The sequence below is a fragment of the Brevibacillus sp. HB1.1 genome (assembly GCF_013332445.1).
GTDB classification, from domain to species: Bacteria; Bacillota; Bacilli; order Brevibacillales; family Brevibacillaceae; genus Brevibacillus; species Brevibacillus porteri.
In genome coordinates this window covers 1022625-1046422 of sequence record NZ_JABMIV010000001.1, presented here as the reverse complement: position 1 = coordinate 1046422, position 23798 = coordinate 1022625, and the positions used below count along the sequence as shown (strand labels likewise).

General features: G+C 48.3%; 28 protein-coding genes. 23 read left to right on the top strand and 5 right to left on the bottom strand.

The window, feature by feature from the left end; genetic code table 11:
- Window positions 1–20 precede the first annotated feature (20 nt).
- From HPY27_RS04910 to HPY27_RS04855, 12 genes are all read left to right on the top strand, one after another.
- Window positions 21–458 carry a gamma-glutamylcyclotransferase family protein gene (locus tag HPY27_RS04910; RefSeq protein ID WP_371813445.1) on the top strand — a complete coding sequence of 146 codons (438 nt, stop codon included), beginning with the start codon at window positions 21–23 and terminating at the stop codon, window positions 456–458.
- Between the two features lie 49 nt (window positions 459–507).
- Entirely contained in the window at window positions 508–1041 is a 534-nt protein-coding gene (locus tag HPY27_RS04905; protein ID WP_017250383.1) for a hypothetical protein, read from the top strand.
- Between the two features lie 87 nt (window positions 1042–1128).
- The gene (gene tpx, locus HPY27_RS04900) at window positions 1129–1650 is read left to right on the top strand and encodes a thiol peroxidase (protein ID WP_007717107.1); all 522 of its coding nucleotides are present in this window, start codon (window positions 1129–1131) and stop codon (window positions 1648–1650) included.
- 178 nt (window positions 1651–1828) lie between these two features.
- Window positions 1829–2458 (top strand): TetR/AcrR family transcriptional regulator, encoded by a 630-nt coding sequence (locus HPY27_RS04895; RefSeq protein ID WP_174224448.1) that lies wholly within the window; start codon window positions 1829–1831, stop codon window positions 2456–2458.
- A gap of 7 nt (window positions 2459–2465) precedes the next feature.
- The gene (locus HPY27_RS04890) at window positions 2466–3170 is read left to right on the top strand and encodes an MBL fold metallo-hydrolase (protein WP_069851467.1); all 705 of its coding nucleotides are present in this window, start codon (window positions 2466–2468) and stop codon (window positions 3168–3170) included.
- A 73-nt stretch (window positions 3171–3243) separates the two neighbouring features.
- Entirely contained in the window at window positions 3244–3759 is a 516-nt protein-coding gene (locus tag HPY27_RS04885; protein ID WP_017250380.1) for a hypothetical protein, read from the top strand.
- Between the two features lie 49 nt (window positions 3760–3808).
- Window positions 3809–4729, top strand: coding sequence for an RluA family pseudouridine synthase (locus HPY27_RS04880; RefSeq protein WP_174224447.1), 921 nt, complete (start codon window positions 3809–3811; stop codon window positions 4727–4729).
- 282 nt (window positions 4730–5011) lie between these two features.
- Window positions 5012–5929 carry a fumarylacetoacetate hydrolase family protein gene (locus tag HPY27_RS04875; RefSeq protein ID WP_174224446.1) on the top strand — a complete coding sequence of 306 codons (918 nt, stop codon included), beginning with the start codon at window positions 5012–5014 and terminating at the stop codon, window positions 5927–5929.
- Window positions 5930–5954: 25 nt separating this feature from the next.
- Window positions 5955–7115: a homogentisate 1,2-dioxygenase gene (locus HPY27_RS04870; protein ID WP_174224445.1), complete on the top strand. Its 1161-nt coding sequence runs from the start codon at window positions 5955–5957 to the stop codon at window positions 7113–7115.
- 19 nt (window positions 7116–7134) lie between these two features.
- Window positions 7135–7755, top strand: a complete 621-nt coding sequence (locus HPY27_RS04865; protein WP_017250376.1) for a flavin reductase family protein — start codon at window positions 7135–7137, stop codon at window positions 7753–7755.
- Window positions 7756–7871: 116 nt separating this feature from the next.
- Window positions 7872–8219 (top strand): PspC domain-containing protein, encoded by a 348-nt coding sequence (locus HPY27_RS04860; RefSeq protein ID WP_017250375.1) that lies wholly within the window; start codon window positions 7872–7874, stop codon window positions 8217–8219.
- Window positions 8220–8369: 150 nt separating this feature from the next.
- Complete coding sequence (locus HPY27_RS04855) at window positions 8370–8549, top strand: hypothetical protein (protein ID WP_017250374.1); 180 nt, start codon at window positions 8370–8372, stop codon at window positions 8547–8549.
- Window positions 8550–8614: 65 nt separating this feature from the next.
- On the opposite strand, the gene HPY27_RS04850 is transcribed toward HPY27_RS04855, so the two are convergent.
- The 3 genes from HPY27_RS04850 to map form a co-directional block, all read right to left on the bottom strand.
- Complete coding sequence (locus HPY27_RS04850) at window positions 8615–9211, bottom strand: TetR/AcrR family transcriptional regulator (protein WP_173622301.1); 597 nt, start codon at window positions 9209–9211, stop codon at window positions 8615–8617.
- A 14-nt stretch (window positions 9212–9225) separates the two neighbouring features.
- Window positions 9226–10251, bottom strand: coding sequence for an LLM class flavin-dependent oxidoreductase (locus HPY27_RS04845; protein WP_173622300.1), 1026 nt, complete (start codon window positions 10249–10251; stop codon window positions 9226–9228).
- A 178-nt stretch (window positions 10252–10429) separates the two neighbouring features.
- A complete protein-coding gene (gene map / locus HPY27_RS04840) occupies window positions 10430–11176 on the bottom strand; it encodes a type I methionyl aminopeptidase (RefSeq protein ID WP_173622299.1) in 747 nt (248 codons plus the stop codon).
- A 132-nt stretch (window positions 11177–11308) separates the two neighbouring features.
- Here map and nadE point away from each other — a divergent pair, with 132 nt between their 5' ends.
- The 3 genes from nadE (at window position 11309) to HPY27_RS04825 (ending at window position 13174) form a co-directional block, all read left to right on the top strand.
- Entirely contained in the window at window positions 11309–12061 is a 753-nt protein-coding gene (nadE, locus tag HPY27_RS04835) for an NAD(+) synthase (RefSeq protein WP_017250370.1), read from the top strand.
- Window positions 12062–12063: 2 nt separating this feature from the next.
- Window positions 12064–12888, top strand: coding sequence for an MBL fold metallo-hydrolase (locus HPY27_RS04830; protein WP_174224444.1), 825 nt, complete (start codon window positions 12064–12066; stop codon window positions 12886–12888).
- A gap of 64 nt (window positions 12889–12952) precedes the next feature.
- Window positions 12953–13174, top strand: coding sequence for a hypothetical protein (locus HPY27_RS04825; protein ID WP_173622297.1), 222 nt, complete (start codon window positions 12953–12955; stop codon window positions 13172–13174).
- Window positions 13175–13238: 64 nt separating this feature from the next.
- Here the strand turns inward: HPY27_RS04825 and HPY27_RS04820 are convergent, their stop codons facing one another.
- Complete coding sequence (locus HPY27_RS04820) at window positions 13239–13724, bottom strand: DUF2062 domain-containing protein (RefSeq protein ID WP_026043234.1); 486 nt, start codon at window positions 13722–13724, stop codon at window positions 13239–13241.
- Window positions 13725–13936: 212 nt separating this feature from the next.
- On the opposite strand from HPY27_RS04820, the gene HPY27_RS04815 reads away from it, so the two are divergent.
- The 7 genes from HPY27_RS04815 (at window position 13937) to HPY27_RS04785 (ending at window position 21318) form a co-directional block, all read left to right on the top strand.
- Window positions 13937–14566 carry a DedA family protein gene (locus HPY27_RS04815; RefSeq protein ID WP_026043233.1) on the top strand — a complete coding sequence of 210 codons (630 nt, stop codon included), beginning with the start codon at window positions 13937–13939 and terminating at the stop codon, window positions 14564–14566.
- Window positions 14559–15077 carry a YkvA family protein gene (locus HPY27_RS04810; RefSeq protein WP_017250365.1) on the top strand — a complete coding sequence of 173 codons (519 nt, stop codon included), beginning with the start codon at window positions 14559–14561 and terminating at the stop codon, window positions 15075–15077. The genes HPY27_RS04815 and HPY27_RS04810 overlap by 8 nt, the downstream gene beginning before the upstream one ends.
- A 19-nt stretch (window positions 15078–15096) precedes the next feature.
- Window positions 15097–16044 carry a 3'-5' exoribonuclease YhaM family protein gene (locus tag HPY27_RS04805; protein WP_017250364.1) on the top strand — a complete coding sequence of 316 codons (948 nt, stop codon included), beginning with the start codon at window positions 15097–15099 and terminating at the stop codon, window positions 16042–16044.
- Between the two features lie 123 nt (window positions 16045–16167).
- Window positions 16168–17733 carry a YcdB/YcdC domain-containing protein gene (locus HPY27_RS04800; protein WP_174224443.1) on the top strand — a complete coding sequence of 522 codons (1566 nt, stop codon included), beginning with the start codon at window positions 16168–16170 and terminating at the stop codon, window positions 17731–17733.
- 166 nt (window positions 17734–17899) lie between these two features.
- On the top strand, window positions 17900–18895 hold the full coding sequence (locus tag HPY27_RS04795; protein ID WP_017250362.1) for a hypothetical protein: 996 nt from the start codon (window positions 17900–17902) through the stop codon (window positions 18893–18895).
- Window positions 18892–19167, top strand: a complete 276-nt coding sequence (locus HPY27_RS04790) for a hypothetical protein (protein ID WP_017250361.1) — start codon at window positions 18892–18894, stop codon at window positions 19165–19167. The genes HPY27_RS04795 and HPY27_RS04790 overlap by 4 nt, the downstream gene beginning before the upstream one ends.
- Before the next feature lie 81 nt (window positions 19168–19248).
- Complete coding sequence (locus tag HPY27_RS04785; protein WP_017250360.1) at window positions 19249–21318, top strand: YecA family protein; 2070 nt, start codon at window positions 19249–19251, stop codon at window positions 21316–21318.
- A gap of 73 nt (window positions 21319–21391) precedes the next feature.
- On the opposite strand, the gene HPY27_RS04780 is transcribed toward HPY27_RS04785, so the two are convergent.
- Window positions 21392–22609 carry an MFS transporter gene (locus tag HPY27_RS04780; RefSeq protein WP_017250359.1) on the bottom strand — a complete coding sequence of 406 codons (1218 nt, stop codon included), beginning with the start codon at window positions 22607–22609 and terminating at the stop codon, window positions 21392–21394.
- Between the two features lie 227 nt (window positions 22610–22836).
- Here HPY27_RS04780 and HPY27_RS04775 point away from each other — a divergent pair, with 227 nt between their 5' ends.
- Window positions 22837–23790, top strand: a complete 954-nt coding sequence (locus tag HPY27_RS04775; RefSeq protein WP_017250358.1) for a carbohydrate kinase family protein — start codon at window positions 22837–22839, stop codon at window positions 23788–23790.
- Window positions 23791–23798 lie beyond the last annotated feature (8 nt).

Below are 23798 nucleotides of genomic sequence, written 5' to 3'. Positions count from 1 at the left end.
TCACAGGAGGATGGATGAACATGAGCAATCAGTACGACAAGCTGCCTGTATTTGTGTACGGCACACTTTTGACGGGCTTTGGTAATTATAGGAATTATGTAAAACCGTATCAGCATGAGGCAACACCTGCGATGATTCAAGGTGACATCTATCATTTGCCAGCAGGCTATCCGGGATTGCTGAAAGGAGAGCAGGGGATCGTGGGGGAGATCGTCACGTTTGCCCCTGACGTGTACGAGCAAGCACTAGCTGGACTTGACGAGCTGGAGACGTACTATGGCGAGGGTGATCCGTGCAATGAATATGAACGGATCATCGTGCCAGCGACCGTGGAAGGAACAGGTCAGGTCGTGAACGTCTACGTATATCGTTATTTGGATCAAGACCTGGTCAAGCAAACAGGAGTGCACATTTTGCATGGGAATTGGCGACGCTACATGCAAGAGCAGTCTGAATAGCCAGTGCTAGTTTTGCCAAAACTGGTAGGGAAAAGGAGGGAGCCCTGCCATGGAATTACTCCATAGTGAACCTGCACAAATCTGGCGTTACCTGATTCCGCAAAATCACTGGATGTTTCCCGACGAAGTTCCAGAAGATGAACTGATCTTTCATTATCGCGACCACATTTATTTTGTAAACAATGACGGCTCAGTTTTGTCCATGCCACAGCCTGCTTGCTTCGAAACGCTGGATATGGGGACCTTGCTGGAGTATTTGGCAACATCGGACGACACCATTGATTTTGACGATGAGGGAGAATTCGATTACGGCCATGTCTTAAAGCGTATGGGGTATATCGTGCCAGTCAGGGACAAGCGGGGAAAAGCCACGTATCAAATTGAAATTATCAACACAGCATTGCCGAAAGCACATGGAACGCGGTACGAAATGAAGCAGGTTACTTTCGCTTTTGCCCTCTATCACGCGCTGATGCGCTGTCATGAGCTGAATGCGAAAACGGATTGGGAGTATGAGCATGAAGTGAAGCGAATCGCCGAGGTACAAGCCAAGCGAAGCGGAAAAGTGCAAGTGAATCTGTAATTTCTACTATTGGCATAGTGAAAAAAAGTGAATGATAGGGTATGATATTGAGGTACATATGAAAGATTTGGTGAGGAGGAAGAAATCATGACAACTGCTGTTGAGCGTCAAGGCGCATTTGTATTCAAAGGTGGTCCTGTAACACTGCTCGGTCCTGAAATCAAAGTAGGAGATACTGCTCCTAACTTTACTGTAGTAGGTGGCGATCTGTCCCCTGTAACTTTGGAAGATTCCAAAGGCACTGTTCGCATCATCTCCGTAATCCCTTCTATTGACACTGGCGTGTGCGATGCACAAACTCGCCGTTTCAACGAAGAGGCTGCGAAATTGGAAGGCGTAACTGTGCTGACTGTTTCCGTTGACCTGCCATTCGCGCAAAACCGCTGGTGCGGTGCTGCTGGCATCGACAAAGTGAAAACAGTATCTGACCACAAAGACCTGTCCTTCGGTACAGCTTATGGCGTAGCGATCAAAGAGTTCCGTCTCTTGGCTCGTGCTGTATTCGTAATCGATGCAAACGACAAGGTTGTACACGCTGAGTATGTGGCTGCTGCTGGTGAGCATCCAAACTACGAAGCTGCGATTGCTGCTGCACAAGCTGCGAAGTAAGCAATTTTCATAAGTAAGCTCCCTTTTTGTCCATGTGACGGAAAGGGAGTTTTTTTATTTGCAGCAAGTGGAAAAAATAGTCTTGACGGATTTAGTAACCAGTGGTTATATTATAACCAATGGTTACTAACCGATGGTTACTAATTTTTTTCGAGAAGTAAGGAGTTGACTATCAAGCATGGCAAGCAAACAAGAAATACGCTCAGAAGAAACGAAACGGGCGATTTTGACGGCAGCAGCAGACCTTTTCGCTACCCGAGGCTTTGATACGGTATCCATCAGGGAAATCGCCAAAGCAGCCGGATGTTCCCATACAACCCTCTACATTTATTTCAAGGACAAAGAAGCACTGCTTCATCATCTGTCCAAGGAACCGTTGCAAAGCTTGGCGCTACAAATGGAAGAAACACTGTCCAAACAAGGACGAACACCAGAAGAGATCCTGCGTGAAATCAGCAGTCAGTTTATCCACTTTTGCTTGCGCAATCGAACGATGTATACGTTATTCTTCATGATCAATGCCTCTCGGATCGATGTAGAGGAACCGGAAAAAGAATTGCAATCGCTGCGCAATCAATTGTTTGGTTTGTTGAGGCAGGCTGTGAGACATTGCTTGCCAACTGAGATAGAGGAAGAAAAAACGCTTGCCTATGCACGAGTTTATTTCTACACGCTGCATGGCATCGTCGGTACGTATACACATTCCGAAGAACCATTGGACAGCTTGATGGAAAGGCTAGCCCCTACATTTGCTCTATCCGTGGAAGTTTTTCTAGCAGGAAGTCAAAAAATAATGAACAGGGAGTGACCAGAGAATGATCAGAGTGGAGCAAATCTCGGCGAACATTTGGTGTATCAAAGCGTGGTTGTTGATTCCTTTGCGGGTTTGGATTGTCAGGGAGGAGGATGGCGTTACGCTTGTCGATGCGGGGATGCCATTTATGACGAAACGGATTATGGCTTTTATCAAGCAGCTGAATGCAGGACCACTCAAACGAATTTTGCTGACGCATGGTCATTCGGATCATGTGGGGGCCGTTAAAAAAATAGCGGCGGCAGAATCCGTACCAGTCTTTGCCCATCGAATCGAGATTCCGTATATGGAAGGGAAAGAGCTGTATCCTCGTCGTAAAAAGCTGGAAGTAAACGTCCAGCCTGGCCTAGCTCAGTCTTTGCCAGAGGATGCCGAAGGGAATGTAGCTCCAATTGGCGGACTGCAACCTTATCTGACACCTGGTCATTCTCCAGGGCATGTGGTGTATTATCACGAAAAGGACGGAGTGCTTTTGGCGGGAGACTTGTTTACTTCCAAACGCGGCAGATTGCATCGTCCCATGCCGATGTTTACGGCGGATATGGCGCAAGCACTCAAAAGCAGTTTGATCGTCCGCCAATTGCAACCACGCCATTTGGAAGTGTGCCATGGCAAACCGATCTATCATCCGGCAGAACAGCTCGATGACTATCTGAAAGAGGTCTCTACTTCTTTTTCGATCCCAACTAGTGTTTGGCAATCATAGGGCACTTTTCGTCTGAGCTGAATCGTATGAAACGAATCCCCTTTTTCTCGCGTCATAGGTTTGAGGTGATTGGATGAAAAAGGTAGGATGGATTGGCCAACTATTTCTGATAGCGACACTGTTACTGACAGGGTGTGGGAACGGATCGTCTGCGCAAGGGACTTCGCAGCTTGCAGAACCACCACAGCCAGTCATTGAATGGAGCGGAAAAACAGCTGTGACGGTGCCTGCATCTTCCTGCTGGAGCTATAATAACGAGTCGATCTGCAAAGATATGGCGGCACCACCGGAACTTGTCGCAGAGCATAAGCCTGCCCCACTGCAAGTAAGGCCAGGGGCCACGATGACCATCACTTTTGCCCAGCAGCCAACTACAAATACGCTCAAGGTCACCCAATGGAACGGCATGAAAGAAGTGGAGCAAGTAATAGAGAACGGCAATCAGTGGAAGGCGCCCGAACAGCCAGGTTGGTATTTGTTTGACGTTCGCGGTCAGTGGGCGCAAGGTGATGCAGGGCATGCATTTGTCATCGAAGTAAAGGACAGCATCGGATCAGCATATCAGACGGTTATGGCCAAACAGCCATGATCGTTTTTTGCTATACTGAGGGGGAGGGAAGACTTAAAGGAGAGACAACATGCTAGAAGAATTAATAAGCTTCACGGTTGATGAGGCAGATGCAGGGCAAACTGTGCGAGAAGTACTGCAAAAGCGTTATGGTGTATCACGCCGCTTGCTCATACGTGCCAAGTTTAAAGGCTCCATTACTCGGAATGGCGTCCTCGTTTTTGTGAACGAAAAATTGCAAGCCGGCGACAAAATAGCAGTCATGGTTGAAGAAGAGGCGGAAGAGACCGTTGCCCCAGAGGACATGCCGCTCTCCATCCGTTACGAGGACGAGGATTTGATGGTCATCGCAAAGCCAGCGGGATTGGTCGTTCATCCGACAGGAAATCATCCCAGTGGAACCTTGGCAAATGGGATGATCGCGTATTGGAAAAAACGTGGCGAGCACAGAAAGTTCCGGGCGGTGAACCGTTTGGATAAAGATACATCAGGTTTGATGATCGTGGCGAAAAATCAATGGGCACATGAACAATTCAGTCGAATGCAGCAGATCAGGACGTTGCAGCGGACCTATCGAGCTATCGTTCAAGGGATCGTGGAGTCAGACGAAGGTACGATTGATGCGCCGATTGGTCTTGCGGAAAATTCGTTTATCACCAGACAGGTAAGACCGGATGGGCAGACAGCTGTTACCCATTATCGTGTGCTTGCCCGAGGGGAAGGAATGAGTTTTGTCGAGGTAAAGCTGGAGACGGGGCGAACGCATCAGATTCGCGTACATATGAGCAGTGAAGGGCACCCACTAGCCGGAGATGATCTGTACGGGGGAGAACGGGAGCATATCGGCCGACAAGCTTTGCATGCATGGGGGCTATCCTTTGTTCATCCGCGTAGCGGTCTTGCGATGAGCTGGGAGGAGCCACTGCCAAGTGATATGGAGCAGCTAGCCCAACTATTTTTTCCTGATTATCCGTGCAAGGAAATGACCTAGGCGAAAAATTTCGTCATTTCCCTCTGGAAAGCTGTAAGCGTTTTCGATATGATAGAAGAAATTCGTTACAAACAATTGGAGACACAACAGAGAATAGCTGGCTGTCTGCGGGGGGAAATCTCGCAAAGATTTTTTTCAGTAGCAGACTAGACCCAGCTTGCGCCTGATGCCTGTTTCGGATCGTTTTGACAAAGAGGGTTTCCCTTTTTATTTGTCATGCACCGGAATTGCTTTGGGGGTGAGCTGGGTTTTCTTATTTGCCCAAGAGAAGGAGAGGGTTTCATGAAGCTGGTTTCCTATCGAGAAAGGGAAAGGGATGCTTGGCGAGCAGGGCTTCTGCACGAAGGAAAAGTCAAAGATATTGCACATGCTTGCCCAGGGGCGCCGAGTACAGTGCTTGGATTGCTCGAAGAGTGGGCGAACTGGTTACCCGTTCTCAAAGCAGCATACGAAGCACAGGATGCCTGGGATTTGGAGCAGGTCGAGCTAGGTTCGCCACTTCCACGTCCTGCCAGCTTTCGAGACTTTTACGCCTTTGAGGCCCATGTGATGACAGCAAGAGCCAAACGCGGACTTCCGATGGTGCCCGAATGGTATCACTTCCCCGTCTTTTATTTTTCGAATGCAGCAGCTTTTACAGGGACGCAAGCGAATATTCGCAGACCAAAAGCAACCGAGTGGCTGGACTATGAGCTGGAAATTGCCTGCGTGATTGGAAAAGCAGGCGTAAACATCCCAGTTGAACGAGCGGAAGAGCACATCGCAGGATATTGTATCTTAAACGACTGGAGCGCCCGGGATATACAACGGGAGGAGGTCAAGGTCGGCTTAGGGCCAGCCAAAGGCAAAGACTTCGCAACGTCCATGGGACCGTGGCTGGTTACACCGGAGGAGCTGGCAGATGTAAGTATCGCAGGCGAAAAGGGGAGCCGCTATGATCTGGGGATGGTGGCACGCATCAATGGTAAGGAGTATTCAAAAGGAAACTTCAAAGACATTCATTATACATTTGCTGAAATGATTGCCCGCGCCTCAGAGGATTGCTCCTTGTATCCCGGAGATGTTATCGGATCGGGAACAGTAGGGACTGGTTGCATTTTGGAGCTGGGGACAGAGCAGTATGCTTGGCTTGCGCCAGGTGATGTAGTGGAGCTAGAGGTGGAACGCCTCGGTGTGCTTCGCAATACGATTTGTGAATAAGGATGAAAAAAGGAGGAAGGAACGTATGGCTTTTTATCAACGAATGGGGGAAGTTCCACAAAAGCGGCATACGACGTTTTACAAGCCGGATGGAGGACTGTACCGCGAGCAAGTGATGGGAACCAAAGGGTTTTCCGGAATTCAATCCATTCTGTATCACCACAATCCGCCTACTCAAGTGAGGGAGACGCGCAAATACGCAGACGTCCGCATGGAATATGTGGAGCAGGTTGATTTGAAGCATCAGCATTTTAAAACGTTTGATGTTCAGCCGGGAGGGGACCCGATTTTCGGACGTCGATACATGCTAGGAAATAACGACGTCGTCATGGCAGTATGCGCACCAACAGAGCCGATGGATTACTTTTATCGCAATGCAGATGGGGATGAAGTCGTCTTTGTCCATCAAGGAGAGGGAGAGCTGCAAACGATTTTCGGTACACTCACTTACAAGCCGGGTGACTACCTCGTTATTCCGATCGGCACGACCTACCGGATTGTACCTTCTGTGCAGAGTCGTTTCCTCGTCATTGAGTCCCAAAATGAGATCGTACCACCAAAGCGATATCGCAACGAATATGGTCAATTGTTGGAACATTCGCCGTTTTGTGAACGTGATATTCGTTTGCCGGAAAAATTGGTGACGCATGTGGAAAGTGGAGACTTCGAGGTGCGCGTCAAACGCCAATCCGTGGTCTACAGCTACTTCTTTGACTTCCATCCGTTTGATGTCGTTGGCTGGGACGGTTATTTGTACCCGTATGCATTGAGTGTTCATGATTTTGAACCGATTACTGGACGCATACATCAACCACCACCTGTACATCAAACCTTTGCCGGTCAAAACTTTGTCATCTGCTCGTTCGTTCCGCGAATGTACGATTATCATCCGCAAGCGATCCCTGCGCCTTACTACCACAGTAATGTAGAAAGTGATGAGGTGTTATACTACGTAGATGGCAATTTTATGAGTAGAAAAGGTATTTACGAGGGTTCGATCACTCTGCATCCAATGGGGATTCCTCACGGGCCGCATCCAGGCAAGGTAGAGGCGAGCATTGGGAAAAAAGAAACGCAAGAGCTGGCTGTCATGCTGGACACATTCCACCCGCTTCACGTTACAAAGCAAGCGTTGCAAATTGAGGATGAGGCATACATGTCAAGCTGGTTGCCACCGCAGGAATAGGAAGAGGTGTAAAAACGCAATGGAAATCGCCATTCACGAGATTGAACGGCAGGAAAAATACAAGCTCTTGATCGGATGTATCGTCCCGAGGCCGATCGCTTGGGTCACTTCGTTAGGGGAGGGAGGCATCGTCAATGCGGCTCCTTTCAGTTATTTTAATGTCGCTAGTATTGAACCGATGATGGTTTCGGTTGCCGTCATGCGCAAGCCGGGTAGTGTCCCAAAGGATACGGCACGAAACATCATGCAAACGGGAGAATTCGTGGTCAACATGGTGGACGTACACAATGTGGATGCAGTCAATCAGACTTCTGCTGATTATCCGCCAGAGATCAGTGAAGTAGAGGCATTGGGGCTGGAGGTCGCCCCATCTGTTCTCGTCAAGGTGCCGAGACTGCGTGCATCCCGCATCCATTTTGAGTGCAAGCTGCATCAGATTGTGGAATTAGGTAGTCCGACGACTTCGGATTTGATTATCGGGGAGGTGGTGCATGTACATGTAGCGGATGAGCTGTATCATGCAGGACGGATTGATGCCGCAGCGTTTGCTCCTGTTAGCAGATTAGCTGGCCATACGTATGCGACTCTGGGAGAACAGTTTGATCGTCCCCGCCCCGTTTATGAGCCTCCTGCCAAATGATTGATCTCCGTCCAGCGACGGAGGACAAATCCCTCTACGGACCATTTTACCGGAATCGCCTATCGGGTATCCTGTAGATACAAGGCAAGCGGATACTGTAGAGAGGGTGGAATGCAATGATGGAAAGACGACTATACCGTTCTCATGATAAACGGTTATTTGGAGTTTGTGGTGGGATTGCGCAATTCTTACGCATTGACTCTACGCTGGTACGTGTAGGAGTTGTCGTTCTCACTGTTTTTACAGGAGTACCGATTTTGCTTTACTTGCTGATGGCGATGATCATGCCAAAGGAACCGCAGTGGTCATACGCTTCTGACGGTTTCCCGATGCATGATGCCCCATATAGTGGACATGCACGTATGAACGATTTGGATCAGGAGATTGACCGTCTGGAGAAGCGTGCTTTGGTACAGGAAGTGTATCGCCTACGCGAAGAATTGGGCAAATACAAAGGACTTTAAAGCAAATAAAGAGACTTCCAGGGCTTTACGCTCATGGGAAGTCTCTTTTCACTTTTTTACCTATTTTGACCCTACAAAAAATGGTCAGCAACTTCTGGCGATTGCTGCATAACATGTAAGGTGGAAAACCTACATAGGGAGGGAAAAGCAGTGTATCTCGGCGTGTTCGATTTGAATGAGCGTTTGGAGCAAACCCGCAAAATCCTGCGGGAAAAGCAACATCTGAAAAAACTGATTGAAGAAGACATCTGTGACTTGGAACAAGACGTCAAAGAATTAGAAGCGATGACGGCGAAACAAGAAAAGTATGCGACCAGTGCCCGGCGCTAAAACAGCTGTATGAGCGACAAAAAGAGGAAGTGGCAACTGCCCGATGAAGGCAGAAAGCCACTTTTTTAATTATGAAGCGCTTGGTCCAAAACTTTTTCTACGATGGCAGGAACCATGCGGATCGCTGCACTATCGGTTCCGTACGTCTGGCTATCCGCGTAAGTACCTTCCATCAACAAGATCAGCATATAGGCCAGCTCGCATGGATTCGCAGCGCCAAGGGCAGTCGTGCGCTCCAAAAAAGCGTCGCGGATTCGTTTCTGATGGGAGCATACCAACTCGCGAACAGGATGAACCGGATCAGGAAACTCGACAGCTACATTGATAAAACAACAGCCGCGAAATTGCTCGTTGGTCGCGCGCTCAGCCAGATCAGCAAAAAACTGAATGAGTTGCTCTCGTGGCCGATTGGGATGTTTGGCGATGCTCTCTTCCCATTCTTGCCAAAAAACGTCTTGCTTTCGGGTCATGTAGGCGAGAATCAGGTCCGTTTTCGAGGAAAACTGCCGATAGACGCTCATTTTATTCATTCCGGCCCGCTCGACGATGGCGTCTACACTGACGGCATGGATCCCTTCTTGATAAAACAATTCTTCAGCAGCGTTCAATATGATCTCTTGTGCTTTTTCCCGAGGCACGCGAGGCCGTTTTGCTTCCGTCATATTCCATCCCCCATTTAGGACTTCCAGACGTCGGAGACAATTTCAAAAGAGCGCACACGATCGGCATGGTGGTACATTTGCGTCGTAATCATGAGCTCATCTGCGCCTGTAGCATCGAGTAGCTCTTGTAGTTTGCTTTTCACGGTAGCCGGGCTACCGATGATGGAAGAACGCAGCTGTGCTTGGACAGACAGTTTTTCGAATTCGCTCCATAGCTCATCCATATTGTCCACAGGTGGTTGGATAGGCTTGAGATCGCCGCGGACGAGATTTAAGAATGCTTGGTAATGGGAGGTGGCCAGTCGATTCGCGAGCTCATCGGTATCGGCTGCCATCACATTGACGCCAACCATGGCATATGGCTGATCCAGCACTTCCGATGGACGGAAACAATGGCGATACGTCTGCAATGCAGGTAAGGTGAAGTTCGGCGAAAAATGTCCAGCAAAAGCAAACGGCAATCCGAGCATGCCCGCCAGTCTCGCTGAGAAATCACTGGATCCGAGTAGCCAGATCGGGATGTTCAGACCTTCACCAGGGATAGCGCGGATAGCTGATGCCGACTCGTTAGTTCGTGGACGAAGATATTCACGCAGCTCCTCCAGTAACTCCGGGAAATCCTCTCCACCAATCCGCAAATCGCGGCGTAGCGCTCGTGATGTTCGTTGGTCCGCCCCGGGTGCGCGTCCAAGACCTAAGTCGATCCGGCCTGGATAGAGGGACTCCAGTGTCCCGAATTGCTCGGCGATTACGAGTGGAGCATGATTGGGTAGCATAATGCCGCCTGAGCCTACACGGATTTTGCTGGTGCCACCAGCAATGTAACCGATGAGAACGGAGGTGGCAGAGCTGGCTACGCTGGGCATTGCGTGGTGTTCGGCGAGCCAATAACGAGTAAAGCCCCATTTTTCCACCTGTTGCGCCAAATTGAGACTGTTTTTGTACGATTCAGCAGCGTTGCTGCCTTCTGTAATGGGTGCTAAATCGAGAACGGACAATGGGATATCTCGTAGTTGCTTAGATAAGATTGTATCGGACATGGGATGGAACCCTCCTTGTGCTTAGCGTTGCTGGTCGGATAAGTTTGTTACTGAGTAGTAACAAAGCGTACTTGCATCATACGGAGCGGCAGAAGGGATGTCAACGATTGGATGTGCGACCGAGCACATTGGGAGAAAAAGAAAGAGCCCTGACAATGCAAGGGCTCTTCGTACATCCTTATTGTTTTGTTAAGATAACAGGTCCATCCGCGGTAATAGCGAGGGTGTGCTCGTATTGAGCGGACAGCTTCCCATCGCGTGTACGTGCTGTCCAACCATCTTCATCGACGGTCGCATGGTACGTCCCGATGTTCAGCATGGGCTCAATGGTAATGACCATGCCTTCTTTAAGGCGTTGTCCTCTGCCAGGAGGGCCAAAGTGAGGAACGAACGGCTCCTCATGCATTTCCTGACCGATTCCATGTCCAGTAAAATCGCGCACGACGGAATAGCCTTGTGCTTGCGCATACGTTTGGATGGCGTGGGAAATGTCGCCGATCCGATTGCCTACAACAGCTTGCTCAATACCGAGATACAGCGATTTTTCAGTGACTTCCAGCAGTCTTTTCGCTTCTGGGGACACTGTCCCCACTTCATAAGACCAAGCGGAGTCTGCCAGCCAACCATTTTTGCGAACAACCATGTCGATTGTTACGATATCGCCATCACGCAGAGGCTCTTTTTTCGGGAAGCCATGGCAGATGACATCATTTACTGAACCGCATGTGGCATATGGATATCCATGAAACCCTTTTTGCTCAGGGGTCGCGCCATTTTTAGCCAAAAATTCTTCTACGAATTGATCAATCTCCCAGGTAGAAATGCCTGGACGAATCATCTTGGCAATCTCACGATGACAAGCAGCCAAAGTCTTGCCTGCTGCATGCATGAGTTCAATTTCTTCAGGTGTCTTGAGGATAATCATCGACTCTCTCCTTCTCCTCGTTAGTCAAGAACTCTCTATAGTATATAGTGTAGTCCCGTTCTGTGCCAATTGCCACACTGAAAACGGCATGGTAGGATGAGGGAGAAATACTCAACCCTGGGGGTAGGTAGCGTGGACAAGTTTCAAGAACATCTGGCGAACTACCAGATTCATGTAAAAGAAGACGTGGAAAAACGTATTGCCTTTATTCGTGAGCAAATTGACGGAAATGGCCTCGGCGGTGCAGTCGTCGGTATTTCTGGTGGGATTGACAGTGCGGTTACGGCAGCGCTGTGTGTTCGTGCATTAGGCTCTGAACGTGTTATTGGCGTTTGGTTGCCTGCTTACTCGCAAACCGTTCATGAAACAGATTCCAAGCGACTTGCTGAAGCGATTGGCTTTCACTTGCACAAGGTAGATGTAGGGCCTGCCTACGACGCTTTGGTTCCTGCTATCGAAAGTGTACTTGGGCTTGATGATAAAACAAAGGGAAATACAAAGGCTCGTTTGCGCATGACAGTGTTGTACGCCATCGCTAACCAAAAAGGATACTTGGTAGCGGATACGTGCAACCGCAGCGAGATTCATGTTGGTTATATGACAAAAGGCGGAGACGGTCTTGCCGATTTTAATCCAGTAGCAAGCCTGACGAAGCATGAGATGCGAATACTCGCAGCTGAGCTCGGGGTGCCAGGAGAGATAATTACGAAGCCGCCTTCTGCCGATTTGTGGGAAGGACAGACGGATGAACAAGAGATGGGCTTCACCTATGAGGATCTGGATCGTTTGCTGATTACAGGGGAAACTCGACCAGAAGCCAAAGAACGTATTGATTACCTGCATCGAATCTCTGAGCATAAGCGCAACACCATGCCAGGCATATAGATATGGCACAATCCTACAAGCTGTTTACAAGTTGTCTGTGGCAAACGACCAGTGCAGTTGTATCAACCGAACAACGTCTCTACTTGTTTGATCCGGCCTATTTTCCCCATGAGATAGAGGCGATTGCTGATTATGTGCAGAGTGAGAGGAATGGAAGGGAGCTTATTCTCGTCCTGACTCACGGAGATTGGGATCATGTAGTCGGAGTTGGCAAATTTCCGGATGCCACAGTCATTGCACAAAAGGAAATCCTCACCGCTGGACGGATCGAGAAGAAGCTGAACAAGGCGAAACGGTTTGACGGGTCGTATTACGTGGTCAGATCGTATGAAGTAGGAATGCCGACATTCGCGAAATTAGTAGAGGATGCACAGGATTGGCAGGAAGTCTTTTTCTTGCCTGTACCAGGACATACATCCGATCAGATGGCGACCTTGTTCCGGGAGCAGAAGCTGCTGGTTGTCGGTGACATGCTATCCAATTTGGAGTTCCCGTTTATCGATGATAGTAGTGCCTATTTGGAGAGTCTGGAAAAAATCGAGCAGTTGGTCTTACAAGGAGAAGTGGAAGAAGTTATTCCTGGCCACGGAGTACCTGCAAAAGGACGCGAGGAAATCCTGCATCGGATTGAACGGGATCGCCAGTATTTGTTGGATGCACGTGCAGTTGTGTTCGAGGCTATCGCCAATAACGTAGAGGAAGACGTACTCAGAGAGCAGTTTTCCCAACTGACGTATGATGGTGTATCGATCGATGAACATCTCTGTTCTTCCCATGACCAAAACCGGGATCAACTATACAAGGAAGCTATTTCGCAGAAAGGTTGATTATTCCACGGTTTTATAAGATAATAGGGGTTACGCAAATCTTTCTAGGAAAGAGGTGGAACAGATGTCTACAACTGAATTGATGCTGAGAACAAGTCTGGAAGGACGTGTGAAGCGTACGTTGCAAACGTACTTCCGTCGCCCTAACGACGTGTTGATCAAGGAAAGCCTCGGAGCGAACGGTTTGTCCCCAGAGCAAGTGGAAGTAACCGTGGAGCTCTTGAACGAAGACAAAACTGTTGCCGAAATCATGGAGCACCTGCACGATAAAGGCTACTTTGCATAACATTGCGAGCAAAAAAGACCGGACTGACATTCGATTGTCAGACCGGTCTTTTTCGTTCGAGCGATTAAGGGGTAGGGCTTTCCTCAGGAAATGAGCGCCGCAATTTCTTACGACGATACAATTGAAGGCCAGTTAAAACGAGAATGTAGCTCGCAAAAGCGACAATCAGCCCCATGATGGCACTCCCGGTAAAATAGACAAGTCCTTTTTCTTTCACCCAGACAAGCCATTGCATCCCAGGCTCGTGATGGATCAATTGCCCTTGTAACGGTTTGCCGATCAACACGTATCCAATATTGTAATTGAAAAGAATGAAAAGCGGTAAGATGAGCTTTCCGATGACAAACGCAACCAAAGCAGCGGGCAAGCTGGCGCGAAACAGCTTGCAAAGTGGGAAAAGCAACAAAAACGCAAGGCCAAAAGTAGGTAGGGTAATGAACTCGATGAAGATTCCGAGCGAAAATCCGCGGGCGACAAAAGCTGGAGCCCCTTTCATTCTCAGCACCTTGTAATATTCGAATTTTAGCTTTCGATATGTTTTTTTCCACATCCGTGCTATCCCTCGTTTGTCCCAAGTCATTTGTCTGTCATATCCCCTAAGGGTAAGGCGAATGGTGAAGCTGGATTTGTTTTTTGTTTGATGCTGTAGAGTATCTCCAAGTTGGCAAAAATTAATAGTTGCCATACGAGCTCTGATTTGTGAATGCGCCTTTCTTTTGGCATAATGGAAGAGGGCAGCTTGCTGGAAAAGTGGTGACATTCGTGGCAGATGTAATGGGAACCTTTAGTGACTATATTACGCAATATGGGTATGGCGCCTTGTTTGGATTGTTCTTTCTAGGAATTTTGGGGATGCCCTTACCTGAAGAAACGCTGCTCGTTTTTTCTGGATTTCTTGTCTCAACGGGAAAATTGCAATTTTGGCCTACTTTTTTCGTCTGCTTTCTCGGTTCCGTTACAGCGATGACGGTGGCATATTGGATCGGCAGAACGTTAGGTTACCCTTTTCTCGAACGATATGGGAAGCGACTAGGGATGGGCTATACCGTTTACAAAAAAACGGAAGAGTGGTTTAATCGCGTCGGCAAATGGGCGCTTCCGCTAGGCTATTTCATCCCTGGTGTTCGTCAGTTTACGGCCTATTTTGCGGGGATCACGCGATTGCCATTTCCGACTTTCATGCTTTATACCTATTTGGGTGGGCTGTTTTGGAGCTTGCTTTTTGTGACGCTTGGCTGGCAATTAGGAGAACGCTGGGATGAGCTGTTTGATTTGATTGCTCGTAACCTCGCGATTTTCTTTATCGCTTTGCTCGCATTGATCGCAACCTGGTCGTATTTCAGACACAAGAAGAATGTAAAAAAGCAATTACGGAGGGATCAGAATGAGTGAAGAAAACCGCAACGAAAATCTACTGCCTGTGGTTCAGAAGCCAACCGAACTGGTTCCTGTAGTATTACCGGAAAAACATCAGCGATTTTATGATAAATTACGTGACAAAATCGAAGCGTTCATTAGAGACAAGGGAGTCAATGATTCAGTAGCCAACTTTATATTGCTTGCACCCGATTTGTTTGTTCTCTTGGCTCGCCTTATGCTGGACAAGCGCGTAGGTGTTCAATCAAAAGCGTTAGCAGGTGTAGCGGTTGCCTACTTCATTACCCCGGTTGATTTTATTCCGGAGGTATTAGTGGGCGGATTCGGGCTTGTGGACGACGTCATTTTGGCCGTTTATGCTTTGCGCAAGATTTTGGTGGACATCGATGAATCGATTGTACGTGAGCATTGGAATGGCGAAGAAGACCTCTTGGCTGTCATTACGAAGGTAGTTCGATCTGCGGATGATCTGGTCGGCAAGAAAATAGTGAAAAAGCTGGAAGAAACCCTGTTCCGAAAAAAATAAGCTAGGATGGGACAAATAGATGAAATATTTATTGGATTATCAAGAGGGAGAGCGTGTTGTCGCTTTTTGCCTGATTAAAAGCAAGGAAGCTGGCGTAGCGAGTAACCAGAGTGAATACTTGAATTTGGAGCTGGGAGATCGCTCCGGAACGATCACGGCAAAGCTATGGGATGTCAATGCAGAAATGAAGGAATGGATCAACGTCAAGGCTGTCGTGAAGATCGACGCTGCCGTCCAAGTGTATCGTGGGAAAAAGCAACTGGTGATTCAACGGATCAGACCGGCTGCCGCATCAGACGAAGTTCAGATGGAGTCGCTCATTCCGATCTCTCCATTTCCAGTAGATGAACTGTGGACAAAGCTTACCCATGCAGTCGATAGCCTGCAGAGTGCCACGCTCAAGGCCATTATTCAAGAAGCGCTGGCAACAGAGGAGATTCAGGACCGCCTTCGCCATTATCCGGCTGGTGTTCGCATGCACCACAACTATTATCATGGTTTGCTCGAGCATATTGTCTCTCTGTTGACGGCGGCACAGAGCCTCTTGCCGCTGTATCCACAAGTAGACAGGGATGTACTGATTGCGACTTGTATTTTGCACGATATTGGAAAACTGTACGAGCTATCTGATCCCATCGCACCGGATTACACCACGCCAGGTCAGTTAATTGGTCACCTGGTCATGGGAGTCGAGATGGTGAGTGGCATTTGCCGCAAGCTAGATATTGCTTTAGGGGACGCGGAGGTTCTGCACTTGAAGCATTGCATTTTGAGTCATCATGGAGAGGTAGAGAACGGCTGGGGCAGTGCTGTATCTGGAAAAACGCCAACAGCTGTCATGTTCCATTATCTGGACCAGATCGACAGCAAAATGAACGCTTTGAGCCAGACATTAGCGGACATGACGGAAGAAGAGGAATGGGCGTACGCTGGCGTGCTTAGACGAAAAGTCTGGCGCGGGTATTAATTCATGGAACAAAAAGCCAACTGCTAAGCAAAACGAAGCAGTTGGCTTTTTTTAGATAAATCAGAAACGTTTTTGAAGGAAGCTCGTCTTAACAGTAATGTCTTGTAATTAGGAGGTAATCTTGTGAAAAAGCGAAACAGAGCTGCCATGTTTGTGTTGGCAGTCAGCATGGTCACGACACCAGTGGCACTTCTGCATCCGTTGTCTTCCTATGCGTATGATGGCAAATCAAGTCTGGAACCCATTCAGTTGCCAGAAGACATCGTCCACTTGTTAACAGAATTGAAAGAGGACTATGTGCCTCTCATGAAAGACCTTCATGTGGACTCATACGGTGGGACAAGCAACTCGGGGTATGTCATTAATCTCTCGGATCGAAAGAGTATCATTACTACGAATACGACGCTCAATATCTCCACGAATGCAGAGGGAGATATGACCAGATTTGTCCTGCATGATGTGAATCGGGACAAAACAACCAAAATCAATAAAAAGGAAGCCTATCAAAAGGCTGTCGATTTTATTCGAAATTACATAGCGGTTAACCATGTTATTTCCCCGCAAGCGACGCTCTCTTTCGATCGTGCGTCAGAGCTGGATCATCTGGCAGTCGTCAGTGTCTACCCACAGTTGAACAATACGTGGGTGGACAAAGAGACAGCGCGGGTCATGGTTGATGCAAAGGGCCAGGTTGTCTATTTTCAGCAAGATAAGGTAAAGCTTCCTACCCCAGCAGAAGTAGCGGACCCAAGCAAAACTGTACCACTCGAAAAGGCAACGAAGGAGTGGCAAGACAAGGTATCCATGGAACTGGTCTACGATGAGTCAGCGGGCAAGCTTGTTTACGTGCCCGACCAATTGCCAACGATAGATGCTCTGTCTGGTGAAGAAGTTCCGTCTGTGTATAAAACAACAACGAATGAGACGATGAAAATCAAAGGAACAGCAGACATGGGCATCTGGCGAGATACGAAAAAAATGGAGCAGATGCTCGAGAAGGATTTTGGACTGAAGCTGAATCAGCGCACGTACAAAAATGTAAAAGAAGACAAAAAGTATAAAAACAGTGACATCGATCGCCATGAATGGAATGCGAGCTCGTATCAAAGTGCGTGGATTACTCTCGACCGTAAAACAAAATCACCCATTGAATTCAAGCTGGACGGTTCCGTAGAAAAGGAGCTTGAGAAGCCGCTCACGCATGATGAGGCAAAAGACATCGCAGTACAATTTGTGGAGAAATACTTATTGTCCAAAGAACAAGCTTTCTCCGTAAAGGAGACGAGTCTTATAGAAAATCTGCCGGGTTGGGCGGATCAAAATTTGGTGCGGCCGATCAGTAGCTTTGCTTTTCATCCTGAGATTGATGGTATCCCTACGAAGAGACCATTGTTTTACATGGAAGTGGACGCAAAGAAGGGTAATGTAGTCCTTGTTCAAGTAAATGACCTGCCGTCCATGCCTGCTACCATCAGTAAAGACGGTATTGTCAAGGATGAGAAAGCAAAGGATGCGTATCTCAAAGAAGCAAATCTACGCTTGGCATACTGGTATCCGAAGGTAGGTACACATTCAGCGAAACTGCCGGAGCTGGCCTATTTACCAACGGCCGATGCCAAGTCTTTGCAGATCGATGCTGCAACGGGTGCAGTGGAAGAAACCTGGCTGGAATGGAAAGCGTCCGACTAAGCATTACCCGACATGGTGTAGAAGCCGTGTCGGGTTTTCCTTTTCATCATTATCGGAATTCATAAACACTTCAAGTCAGGTAGGATTTTTTTTCTTTTTGTAGAATATCTTCTTGATTCCCATTTGATTTGGCAAACAATGCCGAACACGAGAAGGAGAAAGTGCAATGAAACGGCCAACTTATACCCTACCAAGTATTGTAAAAAAGGTATTCCGGCCCGGTGAGCGCTCCCTTCCACGTACGGAGATCTGCTCCCGGATGGAAGCGAATGAGCTGAATGCTTTTTTGGATCTGGACTGCAAGACAATACTGGATAAAGTGTTGAACATGGAGCAGTCTCCAGTGCGAGTTGGAAGTTCAGAGGCGATCGTAGAGGTCACTCACCAGCCGCATCAAGTGTACGACTTGGCTCATCGCTATTTACGCGATAGCCAAACACCAAAAAAGCTTGAGCAAATTGTCGCAGAGCTGCGTCGTCAAACGCAGTTTGGCTGGAATCAGATTCTTCGTATGTTGCAATTGGAACGCGATCCTCGCTTTGTGCAATATCAAGGCGACAGCAGATGGTTTTTGGCAGAGTGGACTTTGGGCAATGACCAAGTGTATGCGTTTTGCCGCGACAATGGCATTACGCAGGTAGCTGCTCGCACATTAGTCCATTTTCTGGAGCAGGAAGTAGGAATTGCTGCAGATGCTGCTTTTCTCCCTGCGCAAGATGACCGCTTCCGCATTGACGGTGATACCATGTACATCATTGCTCGTAGCGAAGATTCCAAGGAAGAGCAGGCGGCCCTCGAGGTTGCTGTTGCTGCCCCTTCTGTATCGATAGGAAACAGCGAGTCCGTCTCAGAAGAAATTGCATCGGAAGAACCAGCGAATCCCTTACATCAGGTGGAACAACAACATGAACTATTAGTTACCAAGGAGGAAGCTACTATGTCTACCATTACCAACCAGCAAGTTCTTGAGGAAGTACAAAAACTGATGCAAGAAGCTATCGACCGCTTGGAGACAAGAAACCAAGAAATGTCCCAAGAAGTTGTCGCTCATTTTCAACAAAGCAATATGCAAGCTATAGAAGTGCTAATGAAAGAGAAACATAAGCATGAGCAGATCGTACTTGGCATTCAACAGGTGCTGGCGACCAGTGAACAACAATGAGTAAACTTGAGGCTACGATCCGGTTAGAGCAGAGATTTGCCATCCTGCGCGAGGTTATCGCGGGCTATCGGATTCGCCTTCAAGAAATGGAGCAGGAAGTGGTAGAGCTTTTTACCACGAACCAGCTCTCTGCTATTTCAGCATGTATGGGCGAGAAGCAGCGCATCGTCAGGTTGATGAATCGACTGGAACAATTTATTGTTCAATGGGAAAGCAACAACACGGATGTGGGTATCGCACATGAACCAAAGCGAGAACACTTGAACACATGACGAATAATGCGGTAAAATAGGGGGATTGTGCATGATTCCCCGCGCATGCCGCGTGGGCTGGAAAGGAGATCCAAACCCTCTATGTCGGTAGGAAGAAACGAACTGTGCCCTTGTGGGAGCGGAAAAAAATACAAAAAATGCTGTGGGGTTGTCACTCCCATTACGGAGCTGCGTAGCCGCCACGAGCAAAAGCTGCAAAAAGAATACGCTGGCTGGGTCGAAAGACTGAACCATTTTGTCGGCGCAAATGTAACCAGCGAGACGATTCAAGAAGCGCGGAATCGTTTTGCCGAAGAAGTAGGCTTGACTCAAGAGAGTGTCGCACGTCCTGAATGGGCAGCCCATTTCTTCAACTGGTGTGTATTGGACGTCAAAACAGGTGGAAGCACGCTGCTTGAGAACTATATCAAACAGCATGGACGTCGGATGGAGCCTGATCTTCGCCGTGCGTTTGCTGGATTGCACCTGAACGTTTATGAAATCGTGGAAGTGGATCGTGATGTCATCACGGTTCAACAACCGATATCGGAAGAAAAACACTATCTGCTTCGTGCCAATACGTTGAATGTTGTCCCTGGGCAATTGATCGTTGGGCGCCTGCTGAATCTAGGTCTGCGTGATATGCTCTTCTCTGGCAGCATCATCTTGCAGCCACATGTCAAGGAAAGCCTGCTCGAGTGGTTACGCCAGCATCCAGAAGTAGAAGCTGCGAAGGTAGATACGAGCAAGAGAAGCTATACGACAGAGCTGTATCACTTCATCGTTCAATTTGGTGGAGCGGCAAGCGAGTCGGAAGCACCGAAGCAAGAATCGCTACTGCGTCGTACCTATGCGATGCCAGATCGTAAACAGCTCCTGAAAGTAATCGAGTCGAATCCTGCATTCGAGCTGAAAAAACGGGATGCTGCTCGTGAGACATGGGTATATGCGACACGCAAGGAAGAGCATTTGTTCCCGAATTTAAAGGATGCCTTGTTGGAGCTATACGAAGTACAGGCAGAAGTGATTTTGCAGGATGATAGCCTGATTCTGGAAGGGTATGCATCGCAGTTAGATGAAGTCGCAGAGCTTTTACTGCTGCTTGCATTTGAGAACGAAGAGGAGATTCGCGTTCTTACTTCAACGGGCTCTCGTTTGTCCAAAGGAACTCTGTTTATCACGAGTCAGCCTACTTTGCCACCAAAAGTGTTGCAGTGGGCGGTCCAATCCTATTTTACCGAAAAATGGCTGGTTACTTCCCATGAACAGCTCGATGATTTGGCACCGCTCTTGGTTGCGGCTACAGAAAACGAGGAACTGCATGGGAAACTCCACAAGCTGATGGAGCAAATGGAACAGGATCATAAAATCGGACAAGGCTTGGCTCGCTTTATCCGCATGGACATTCTTCGTCCGCGCCTCTCGTTGTCAAATGACAGCCTGCATGTGCATAACCTGCTGCGCCGTCCGTTGATCGAGGGGTTGCCGGAGAGTGTGTACACCGTGCATCCTGACAGACTTGCGGACATCAATCGCTTCGTGCAAGAGATGACCGAGGGCAAGTCGGAAGCAACCGTCAAAAAATACGATGAGGTCATGAATAACTTCCGTTCATTCGTCAGAGGAGCGTTTGGCCCATCTTTCACATGGGAGCAGTTGCGTAGAGAGGATCTGGTATACTTCTTCGTCCACGACATTTTCACGCGCACAGACGCAACGACCAAAACGTTGGCAACGAATCTGATGTCTGTTTTGACGGCGTTCTTCAAGTGGCTGGATAAGCAAGGACCATACGCGCTTTATCCTGTCATGCAGCCATTGTTCGCCGAGTTGAAGGAAACATTGCCGGAATCCTATCGCTTGCGTGGTGTGCTGGAAAAGGAAGCGACTCAAAATCTTTTCAGCAAACCAATGGCGATCAAAGATGTCACGGAAGAATCCATACTCGTGCAAGAAATCACTTCATCTGGTTGTACGGCAAAACGAGCGAATGGCGAGACAATCAAGCTGTCTATTGGCGCTGAATTGGGTGCTATGCTGGCAGCAGATTGGGTGATCCATGGCTTGTTCGGTCAAGGTGAGGACGGTACTTGGAGACTGTTTGGTACGCCTGAAGTGTATCCACCAGTCATTGCCCAAGTGCTGGGCGCACCAACAGGTGTATTAGTCTAGAACCCCTAGCATAAAGAAAAACCCGAGGATTCGTGTCCTCGGGTTTTTTGTTTTGACTTTTCCTTGGAATAGATTAGTGAGCCCATTCGCGGAGTGTCTTGTCTTTCGGCAGCAAAAAGCCCATAACCCCGATTAACGGGAGGAACGAACATAACAGAATGACAAAGCTCAGACTGTAAAGATCGGCGAGATAGCCGAAAACGAGAGCGCCCATGCCTCCCATTCCAAAGGCAAGCCCGATGATCAGTCCGGATACGGTACCGATTTTGCCAGGCAATAGCTCCTGCGCGTACACGACTGTGACGGAGAAGCTCGAAAGCATGATAAAGCCGCTGATCACCATTAATGGAAAGGCCCAATTGCCTGAGACGTAAGGCGTCAGCAATGTCAGTGGAAGTGAACCGAGTGTGGAAATGATGAGCAAGTTCCTTTTTCCGAATCGGTCAGACAGCGGTCCGCCAAAAAATGTCCCAATCGCTCCTGCGAAAAGAAAACCAAAAATGACGAGCTGTGCACTGGCATAATCCATATCTTTCACATACATCAAATAAAACTGATAAAAGCTTTGGTAGCCAGCATTCATCCAGGACCGCACACTGACGATGACAACCAGGAGACCGAGGGCAATCAATCGCTTGTTCCGATTCGTATACGTGACAGGTGCGGCAGTAGCCTTTTTCAAGCGCTGTTGCCCACGATACCAGAGAGCAACATAGAGCAAGATGCCGCTAGCTAATAGCGCGGGCAACAGAAACCAGGCAGCCCCTGTCTGTCCCAGATTTGCAAAGACCAGGATGGTCATCAAGGGGGCGAGTGCTTGCCCGGCATTTCCACCTACTTGAAAAATGGATTGTCCCAGCCCTCTGCGAGGACCGGATGCCAAGTGGGCGAAGCGTGAGGCTTCTGGGTGGAAGATGGCTGAGCCAATACCAACACAGGCGACTGCTGCGAGAACGAAATAGTAACTACCGGAGAATGCGAGTGCCAGCATCCCCAATCCCGATACGATCAAAGCCAGTGGTGGCAATAAAGGAATCGATTTGCGATCGGAGAAGTAACCGACGAATGGTTGCAAAACAGATGAAGTAAGATTCATGACGAGTAAAATCATTCCGACTTGTGTAAACGTTAATGCCAGATTCTTCTCTACAATAGGAAGCAATGCAGGGATGACCGCTTGTAAGCTGTCGTTTAACAGATGCGCAATGCTAATGGCAAATAGCATGCGATAGACAGTTGGTGCCGCAGTCCCTGCCGGTGTAGAGTGAATGGGTGTTGATGAGGCACTCATGTCAGTTCATCCCCAACCTTTCTTAGGTAACTTACTTTTTATTTTTTTCAATGTAGCATGGATTCTACAGGACGTCATCCATGAATGATGGGAATATGATGGTCGGAAATAAAGAATTTGATCTGTCAGGAAGTTTTTTAAAAAGTAGGTAAATGGAGAAACGGTGTCGAAAAAGAGAGGAGCACAATGGACTAGACCATGAGCAGAAGGCTAGGGGGAATGCTGGAATGCTGGAAGGTATAACAGAATACTGGCTATGCGTGGGAGGAGCCAATGTTGACGTGCAGGGGATCACTTCTGCCAGACTGTTGCCTGGAACAAGTAATCCGGGTGAAGTACATCAAGCAGCAGGCGGCGTAGCTCGAAACGTGGCGGAAAATCTGGGATGGCTAGGAGAAGAAGTGCAGCTGTTTGCTCTGGTGGGAGAAGATGCAGATGGCGAGTGGCTAAGACAGGTCACAGCAAATAGTGGAGTGGCTACTCATGGCATGTTGCGAATCGCAGGGAAATCGACTGGGCGCTACTTGGCTATTCGTGATCGTGACGGTGAATTGTACACGGCTGTTGCAGACATGGAACTAAATGAAGAGTGGCCAGCGGAGATTGTCCAGCAAGGTCTCAAACGCTTGTCTCAGGCCGCAGGCTTGTTTCTGGATGCCAATCTTCCCGTCGAGGTTATGCGGGCATTTTTGGCGGAAGCTAGAAGACTCGATAAAAAGATCATCGTGGACCCTGTTTCTGTGAAAAAAGCAGAAAAATGGAAAGGGTTACTTGAAGGTGTTCATATACTTGTCGCGAGCATTGATGAACTGGAAGTGCTAGGTGGCCAATCACTTCATTCCTATAATGATGTGGAAATATGCGCGAAAAAATTGGTGGCAGAAGGTATTCATCAGGTCATGGTCATTTGTGGGGAAGCAGGGCTGTGGCTGTGCACCGCACAGGAGGAAAAATGGCTTGCTGCCCCGACTATGCCGATTCGAGAGTCCGCAGGAGATGCGTTTGCCGCAGGTATCATTTATGCGCAAAACAAAGCATTGTCCCTTACAGAACAAGCAGCTTTCGGCGTTGCTTTGGCTGAGATGAGAACAAAGGGAAATGGCCAATACGATATCGATGTCCTTTTGGCACGAAAAGATTACTATGCCGCAAAAGAAAGACAGATCCTCGACAGAGAATGAAAATACAT

Excerpts from the sequence above, each read along its gene's own strand:
- HPY27_RS04905 (WP_017250383.1), top strand. The coding sequence starts at position 508 with ATGGAATTACTCCATAGTGAACCTGCACAAATCTGGCGTTACCTGATT.
- tpx (WP_007717107.1), top strand. The coding sequence starts at position 1,129 with ATGACAACTGCTGTTGAGCGTCAAGGCGCATTTGTATTCAAAGGTGGT.
- HPY27_RS04775 (WP_017250358.1), top strand. The coding sequence starts at position 22,837 with ATGCTGGAAGGTATAACAGAATACTGGCTATGCGTGGGAGGAGCCAAT.
- HPY27_RS04865 (WP_017250376.1), top strand. The coding sequence starts at position 7,135 with ATGGAAATCGCCATTCACGAGATTGAACGGCAGGAAAAATACAAGCTC.
- HPY27_RS04780 (WP_017250359.1), bottom strand. The coding sequence starts at position 22,609 with ATGAGTGCCTCATCAACACCCATTCACTCTACACCGGCAGGGACTGCG.
- HPY27_RS04830 (WP_174224444.1), top strand. The coding sequence starts at position 12,064 with ATGGCACAATCCTACAAGCTGTTTACAAGTTGTCTGTGGCAAACGACC.
- HPY27_RS04875 (WP_174224446.1), top strand. The coding sequence starts at position 5,012 with ATGAAGCTGGTTTCCTATCGAGAAAGGGAAAGGGATGCTTGGCGAGCA.
- HPY27_RS04790 (WP_017250361.1), top strand. The coding sequence starts at position 18,892 with ATGAGTAAACTTGAGGCTACGATCCGGTTAGAGCAGAGATTTGCCATC.
- HPY27_RS04870 (WP_174224445.1), top strand. The coding sequence starts at position 5,955 with ATGGCTTTTTATCAACGAATGGGGGAAGTTCCACAAAAGCGGCATACG.
- HPY27_RS04795 (WP_017250362.1), top strand. The coding sequence starts at position 17,900 with ATGAAACGGCCAACTTATACCCTACCAAGTATTGTAAAAAAGGTATTC.
- HPY27_RS04850 (WP_173622301.1), bottom strand. The coding sequence starts at position 9,211 with ATGACGGAAGCAAAACGGCCTCGCGTGCCTCGGGAAAAAGCACAAGAG.
- HPY27_RS04895 (WP_174224448.1), top strand. The coding sequence starts at position 1,829 with ATGGCAAGCAAACAAGAAATACGCTCAGAAGAAACGAAACGGGCGATT.
- HPY27_RS04860 (WP_017250375.1), top strand. The coding sequence starts at position 7,872 with ATGATGGAAAGACGACTATACCGTTCTCATGATAAACGGTTATTTGGA.
- map (WP_173622299.1), bottom strand. The coding sequence starts at position 11,176 with ATGATTATCCTCAAGACACCTGAAGAAATTGAACTCATGCATGCAGCA.
- HPY27_RS04805 (WP_017250364.1), top strand. The coding sequence starts at position 15,097 with ATGAAATATTTATTGGATTATCAAGAGGGAGAGCGTGTTGTCGCTTTT.
- HPY27_RS04820 (WP_026043234.1), bottom strand. The coding sequence starts at position 13,724 with ATGTGGAAAAAAACATATCGAAAGCTAAAATTCGAATATTACAAGGTG.
- HPY27_RS04810 (WP_017250365.1), top strand. The coding sequence starts at position 14,559 with ATGAGTGAAGAAAACCGCAACGAAAATCTACTGCCTGTGGTTCAGAAG.
- HPY27_RS04785 (WP_017250360.1), top strand. The coding sequence starts at position 19,249 with ATGTCGGTAGGAAGAAACGAACTGTGCCCTTGTGGGAGCGGAAAAAAA.
- HPY27_RS04825 (WP_173622297.1), top strand. The coding sequence starts at position 12,953 with ATGTCTACAACTGAATTGATGCTGAGAACAAGTCTGGAAGGACGTGTG.
- HPY27_RS04845 (WP_173622300.1), bottom strand. The coding sequence starts at position 10,251 with ATGTCCGATACAATCTTATCTAAGCAACTACGAGATATCCCATTGTCC.
- HPY27_RS04890 (WP_069851467.1), top strand. The coding sequence starts at position 2,466 with ATGATCAGAGTGGAGCAAATCTCGGCGAACATTTGGTGTATCAAAGCG.
- HPY27_RS04885 (WP_017250380.1), top strand. The coding sequence starts at position 3,244 with ATGAAAAAGGTAGGATGGATTGGCCAACTATTTCTGATAGCGACACTG.
- HPY27_RS04910 (WP_371813445.1), top strand. The coding sequence starts at position 21 with ATGAGCAATCAGTACGACAAGCTGCCTGTATTTGTGTACGGCACACTT.
- HPY27_RS04880 (WP_174224447.1), top strand. The coding sequence starts at position 3,809 with ATGCTAGAAGAATTAATAAGCTTCACGGTTGATGAGGCAGATGCAGGG.